Here is a 5,932-nt window from a genome sequence, read left to right as displayed (position 1 = left end):
GCGTTCGGGGCGGCGGTCGTAGCGGGCCGTGGTGGCCGGGGAGGAGTGGCCCACGAGGGCCTGGGCGGTCGCCAGGTCCACGCCCGCGTCCAGCAGTTCGCCGATGAAGGTGCGGCGGAAATCGTGCGCCGTACGCCGGGCCGCCCCGGCCGCGCCCAGCCGCCGCGTCAGGATGTCCGCGATGCCCTGCCCGGTCAGCCCCACCGGGCGGCCGTCGCGCACCCGCACCCGCCCGGCCTTGCTGATCGGGCTGAACAGCGCGCCCGGCACGGGCCCGCGGACGGCGAGCCACCGCTCCACGAGCCCGATGGCGTCGGTCGTCAGGTAGACCAGGCGCTCCTTGTCCCGCTTGCCGCGCACCCGCAGCGACCGCGCCCCGGGATCGTAGTCGGCCAGCGCGAGCCCGCCCAGCTCGGCCCGCCGGCACCCTGTGGAGTACAACACGGCGATCAACGCCGCGTCGCGCACCCCGGCAGGCGAGTCGTCGCACGCGGACAGGGCCGCGCCGACCACCTCCGGCGGCACGTGGTGCCCGGTCGGCAGCCGGCTCTGCCGTACCGGAGCCAGGTCGGAGGCTCGGGCGAACTCCTCCGCGCTGGTCTGCCCCAGCCGCCACGCCTCCTTCAGCACCCGCCGCAGCGCCACCAGGTGCTTGTTGACGTACGCCGCCGACCACCCCTGATCGGTGAGCATCGTCCGGATGCGCACCGTGTGCTCGTACCGCAGCAAATGCCACGGCTGCCCCGCGCCCGTGGCCCTGTCGTCGCCGGTGAGCAGGCGGGCGAGCCGGTCGAGGCAGCCGCGCATGGTGCGGCGCGACTCCGGGCTGGTGAGCGAGTCGAGGTAGACGTGGTACGGGTCGCGCGCCGGCTCGACCGGCAGCACGGCCACATCGGGGACGGCAGGCAGGCTCACCCCGACGATCTTAGGGCCTCGACGCCTTCGAGCAGCCGATCCACGTCCGAGCGGTCGTTGTAGTGGACCAGCCCAGCGCGCACCGCCCCGCCCGAATCGCGGATGCCGAGCGCGGCGGTCAGCTCCCAGGCGTAGTTGTGACCGTTCCAGACGTTCACCCGCAGCCCGGCCAGGTGCTCGGCCACCTGGCGCGGGGTGTGCCCGGCCACGGCGAAGTACGCGGTGGCGGTGCGCCTGGCCGGCTTGCCGTACACGGTGACGTGCGGCATCGTCTCCAGCCCGGTCAGCAACACGGCGAACAGCTCCAGCTCGTGCTCCTCCGCCGCCGTCATCGAGCCCAGCAGGCGTTCGCGGCGGGAGCCGACGCCCGGGACCATGGACGCCAGGTGGTCGACGGCCGCCGTCACGCCCTCCAGGTCGGCGAACGCCGCCGTGCCCGTCTCGAACCGCTGCGGCACCGTGTCCGGCGACGAGGCCAGCTTGTCCGGCCGGAGCGTCTCCAGCAGGGCCGGGTCGGCCACCACCGCGCCGATGTGCGGGCCCGACCACTTGTAGGCGCTGGTGGCGTAGAAATCGGCGCCGAGCGCGCGCATGTCCACCGGGCCGTGCGCGGTGGCGTGCACGCCGTCCACGTACATCAGCGCGCCCGCCCGACGCGCCAGCTCCGCGATCGCGGGCACGTCCGGGCGGGTGCCGAGGATGTTGCTGGCCGACGTCACCGCCACCACCCGGGTCCGCTCGCCGATCAGGTCCGCGTACTGCTCAACCGGCAACTCCCCGGTGACCGGGTCCACGTCCGCCCAGCGCACGGTGGCGCCGGTCTGGGTCCAGGGGCGGACGTTGGCGTCGTGGTCCAGCCTGGAGACCACCACCTCGTCGCCCGGGCCCGCGATCGCCCTGGCCAGGCGGTAGGTCAGGGTGGTCATGTTCGGGCCCAGGATCACGCCGCCGGGGTCGCCGCCGACCAGGTCGGCCACGGCCGCGCGGCAGGCTGCCACGATCGCGTCGGAGCGGTGGCTGGCCGGGAAGGCGCCGCCCACGTTGCCGATCCCGCTGCGGTAGGCGTCGGATATGGCGTCGATCACGGATCGCGGGGTTTGGGTGCCGGCCGCTCCGTCGAGGTAGGCGTAGCCGTCAGTCAGAGCGGGGTAGCAGGCGCGTACCGAATTAATGGGGAAAGGCATGATAGGTAAATGCTCACCCTCCGCGACCTCAACCGTGCCACCTTGGCCCGGCAGCAGCTCCTCGAACGCCACAAAGGGGCCGTGACCGACGTCGTGCACCGGCTGGGCGGCCTCCAGGCGCAGGAGCCGCGCCCACCCTACCTGGGGGTCTGGTCGCGGCTGGAGGGGTTCGAGCGGGATCAGCTGCACGCGGCGCTGCACGCCCGGACCGTGGTGCGTGCCACCATGTGGCGGGCCACGCTGCACCTGGTGACGGCCGCGGACTTCGCCGCGTTCCGGCCGCTGCTCGCGCCCATGCTGGCCGCGGCCGCGCGCCGCTTCGACGAGGTCGACTTCGACGCGGTCGTGGCCGCCGCCGACCGGCTACTGGCCGTGGGGCCCATGACGTTCAACGAGCTGCGGCCACGGCTGCAGGAGGAGTTTCCCGACGCCTACGACCGGGCTTTGGGGTACGCGGTCCGCATGCTGACGCCGCTGGTCATGGTGCCGACCGAGGACCGGTGGAGCTACCCGCGCGAGTCGGCCTTCGGGCTGCCCGGCATCGAACCGGAGCCGGCGGGCCTGGAGACGCTGGTCGAGCGGTACCTGGCCGCCTTCGGCCCCGCCACCCCCGCCGACGTGCAGTCCTGGTCGGGGGCGGGCGGCCTCAAGCGGGTCATGTCCGGGATGGACCTCGAAAGGCTCGCGGGACCGGACGGGAAGGAGCTGTTCGACCTGCCCGGCGCGCCCCGGCCGGGCGGGGACGTGCCCGCGCCCGTACGGTTCCTGCCCGACTTCGACACCCTCGTCCTCGGCCACGCCGACCGCACCCGCGTGGTCGCCGACGCGTACCGAGGGCGGGTCACCACCAAGAATCTGCGGGTCAGGGCCGTCTACCTGGTCGACGGGTTCGCGGCGGGCACCTGGCAGATCAAGCGCTCGGGGAAGAAGGCTGCGCTGCTCGTCAGCCCCTTCATCGAAACCCCGCTGGACCTGCTCGAAGAGGAGGGGCTGCGGTTGCTGGCGTTCGCCGAGCCCGAGGCCACCGCGCTGTCGCTGCGACTCGCCGCCCCGTGAAGCCATCCGCCCAAAGGCTCTTGAACCGGTCCCTTGTGGTGATGGACAGAGTCTGATTGGTTCGGGGCGGAGGTGTCCCCCATGCCGCAGCTCTCCGCACTGGACGCGCAGTTCCTCCATTTCGAGACCGCCACGAACGTCGCCAACATCGCCGGCCTCGCCATCCTCGACGGCGACCTCAACCGCGCCGACCTGCAGGACCTGCTCGAACGGCGGCTCCCGTACGTGCCGGCCCTGCGGCGCAAGCTGGCCCAGGTGCCGTTCGGTCTCGACCACCCGTACTGGGTGGAAGAGGACGATCTCGACCTCGACTACCACGTACGCGAGATCGGCCTGGCGCCGCCCGGCGATGACCGGCAACTGGCCGAGCAGGTCTCCCGCCTGCACGCCCGCCGCCTCGACCGCGGCCGCCCGCTGTGGGAGATCTACCTGATCCACGGCCTGTCCGCCGGCCGCATGGGCCTCTACACCAAGATCCACCACGCGGCCGTGGACGGGATCGGCGGCGCCGACGTGCTGGCCGCGCTGCTCGACACCAGTCCCGAGCCCCCGCCACCGCCCGCGGTCGCGCCCGAGCCGGACGAGCCACCGCCGGGGCGGGCGGAGATGGTGGCGCGCGGGCTGGCCAGGCTGGCGCTCAATCCCGCGCAGGCGGTGCGGTTCGCGGCACGGGCGGTGCCGCACCTGGACGAGATCCCCGTCGTGTCCCGCGTCCCCGGCAGCCATCTCGTCTCCGGGCTCGCCCGCAAGCTCGCGGGCGCCGGCCAGGCGCCGGAGCTGCCGACGCTGCCCGCGCCCAGGACGCCGTTCAGCGGGCCCGTGTCCCAGCACCGGCGCTTCGCGTTCGTGTCGCTGCCTCTGGAGGAGATCAAGCAGGTACGCAAGGCGTTCGGGGTCACGGTCAACGACGTCGTCATGACCGTGTGCGCGGGCGCGCTGCGCCGGTGGCTGGCCGCGCACGGCAGCCTGCCGAACCGGCCGCTCGTGGCCGGGGTGCCGTTCTCGCTGCGGGAAGCCGGTATCGAGGAGCGCGGCAACCAGGTGGCGATCATGACGGCACCCCTCGCCGTGCACGTCGCCGATCCCGTCGCCCGGCTGCACGAGGTGCGGCAGGCCATGCACCGGATCAAGGACAGGTTCTCGCTGGCGCCCGCGCGGTGGCTGCGCGAGTTCAGCGAATCGATGCCGGCCGCGCTCATGGGGCTGGCGTCGAGGTCGGCGTTCGGGCTGGTGGGGGAGACCATCCCGCCGATCAACGTCATCGTCTCGAACGTGCCCGGACCCCAGTTCCCCCTGTACGTGTGCGGCGGGCGGCTGCTGACCCACTACCCGGTCTCCGTGATCACGGACGTGAGCGGCGGCGTCAACATCACCGCGTTCTCGTACGACGGCTCTCTCGACATCGGCGTCGTCACCGACCGGCGGATGGTCCCGGACGCCTGGGAGCTGACCCGGCACCTGCGCGACGCCCTGGAGGAGCTCCGCAACGCGGAATCAACCTTGCCGCAATGACTCCTACGCTGAGTCCATGATCCTCAATCGCCGGGTGCTCAACCGCACCACGCTCGACCGCCAGCTCCTGTTGACCCGGGCCGACATCAAGCCCGTGCAGGCCATCGAGCGGCTGGTCGCGGTGCAGGGGCAGGAGATCGACGCGCCGTACATCGGGCTGTGGACGCGGCTGGCCGCCTTCACCCAGGACGACCTGGCCTCGTTGCTGTACGGCAAGCAGGTGGTCCGCGGGTCGTTGCTGCGCGGGACCCAGCACCTGGCGCTGGCCGACGACTACGTGTGGATCCGGCCGATCGTGCAGGTGATCCTGTCCAGGACCAGGCAGGCGGCCTTCGGGCGCATGACGCGCGACGTGGACCTGGACGAGCTGGCCCGGCTGGCGCGCGAGCACCTGGCGGGGCGGACGCTCACCCGTCCCCAGCTGCGCGACCTGCTACGGGAGCGGTGGCCCGAGGTGGAGCCGATGGCGCTGAGCTGGTCGGCGCAGGCGCTGGTGCCGATCGTGCACACGCCGCCGAACGGGATCTGGGGGACGGGCGGGGCCACGCCGTTCACGCTGGCCGAGGAGTGGATGGGGCGGCCGCTGGACGGCACGGGCTCGGTGGAGCAGCTCGTGGAGCGGTATTTGGCGGCCTACGGGCCGGCGAGCGTGATGGACGTGCAGATGTGGTCGGGGCTGACGCGGCTGCGGCCGGTCGTGGAGGCCATGCCCCACCTACGGAAATATCAGGACACCGAGGGCCGCGTCCTCTATGACCTCCCCGATGCGCCGCTCGCCGAGGAGGACGCGCCCGCTCCCGTACGGTTCCTGCCCTGGTTCGACAACCTCATCGTCGCGTACGCCGACCGCAGCCGGCTGATGACCGCCGAGCAGCGCAAGGCCGTGTGCGTGGGCGCGGTCATCTACCCCACCTTCCTCGTCGACGGAACTGTCGGTGGCATGTGGGACCTTAAGGACGGCGTGCTGACGGTCGAGCCCTTCCATCCGCTGTCCGACGGCGTGATGGAGGAGCTGGCCGCCGAAGGGGCGCGCCTGATGGCCTTCGCCGGTGTGGTAGAAGGGAGCATCGCATGGCTACCGCCCAGGAGCTCTACGACGACCTGGTCGCCGAGCACCTCGCCAGGCCAGAGGTGAGCATGGGCCGCATGCTCCACGCGGACGGGCTCAAGGTCGAGGGGAAGGCGTACGCGTTCTTCTCCAGGGACCGGGTCGTGCTCAAGCTTCCGGCGGCGCGGGCAGGGGAGCTGGTGGGAGAGGGGAGGGC

Annotated in this window: 6 protein-coding genes; 4 read left to right on the top strand and 2 right to left on the bottom strand. The window is 72.5% G+C overall.

Annotation, left to right across the window (positions count from 1 at the left end; all coding sequences use genetic code 11):
- Positions 1-915, bottom strand: a 915-nt coding sequence (locus ETD86_RS52020; RefSeq protein ID WP_138674007.1) for a tyrosine-type recombinase/integrase, incomplete at its 3' end; no start/stop codon positions are given.
- Positions 912-2,099: a cysteine desulfurase-like protein gene (locus ETD86_RS52015; protein ID WP_138674006.1), complete on the bottom strand. Its 1,188-nt coding sequence runs from the start codon at positions 2,097-2,099 to the stop codon at positions 912-914. The genes ETD86_RS52015 and ETD86_RS52020, both read right to left, overlap by 4 nt.
- Before the next feature lie 9 nt (positions 2,100-2,108).
- Here ETD86_RS52015 and ETD86_RS52010 point away from each other — a divergent pair, with 9 nt between their 5' ends.
- From ETD86_RS52010 to ETD86_RS51995, 4 genes are all read left to right on the top strand, one after another.
- On the top strand, positions 2,109-3,155 hold the full coding sequence (locus ETD86_RS52010) for a winged helix DNA-binding domain-containing protein (protein WP_138674005.1): 1,047 nt from the start codon (positions 2,109-2,111) through the stop codon (positions 3,153-3,155).
- Positions 3,156-3,236: 81 nt separating this feature from the next.
- Entirely contained in the window at positions 3,237-4,667 is a 1,431-nt protein-coding gene (locus ETD86_RS52005; protein WP_138674004.1) for a WS/DGAT/MGAT family O-acyltransferase, read from the top strand.
- Between the two features lie 16 nt (positions 4,668-4,683).
- Positions 4,684-5,802 (top strand): winged helix DNA-binding domain-containing protein, encoded by a 1,119-nt coding sequence (locus ETD86_RS52000; RefSeq protein ID WP_138674003.1) that lies wholly within the window; start codon positions 4,684-4,686, stop codon positions 5,800-5,802.
- The coding region (locus tag ETD86_RS51995) for a hypothetical protein (RefSeq protein ID WP_211370877.1) at positions 5,739-5,932 on the top strand (194 nt) is incomplete at its 3' end. The genes ETD86_RS52000 and ETD86_RS51995, both read left to right, overlap by 64 nt.

Origin of the sequence: Nonomuraea turkmeniaca, from assembly GCF_005889735.1 — a bacterium.
GTDB classification, from domain to species: Bacteria; Actinomycetota; Actinomycetes; order Streptosporangiales; family Streptosporangiaceae; genus Nonomuraea; species Nonomuraea turkmeniaca.
Note: the sequence above shows the minus strand (reverse complement) of the source record. Positions and strands in the feature narration are given on the sequence as shown.

Bases quoted from the DNA above. Each gene is read 5' to 3' on its own strand.
- ETD86_RS52015 (WP_138674006.1), bottom strand. From the start codon at position 2,099: ATGCCTTTCCCCATTAATTCGGTACGCGCCTGCTACCCCGCTCTGACT.
- ETD86_RS52000 (WP_138674003.1), top strand. From the start codon at position 4,684: ATGATCCTCAATCGCCGGGTGCTCAACCGCACCACGCTCGACCGCCAG.
- ETD86_RS52005 (WP_138674004.1), top strand. From the start codon at position 3,237: ATGCCGCAGCTCTCCGCACTGGACGCGCAGTTCCTCCATTTCGAGACC.
- ETD86_RS52010 (WP_138674005.1), top strand. From the start codon at position 2,109: ATGCTCACCCTCCGCGACCTCAACCGTGCCACCTTGGCCCGGCAGCAG.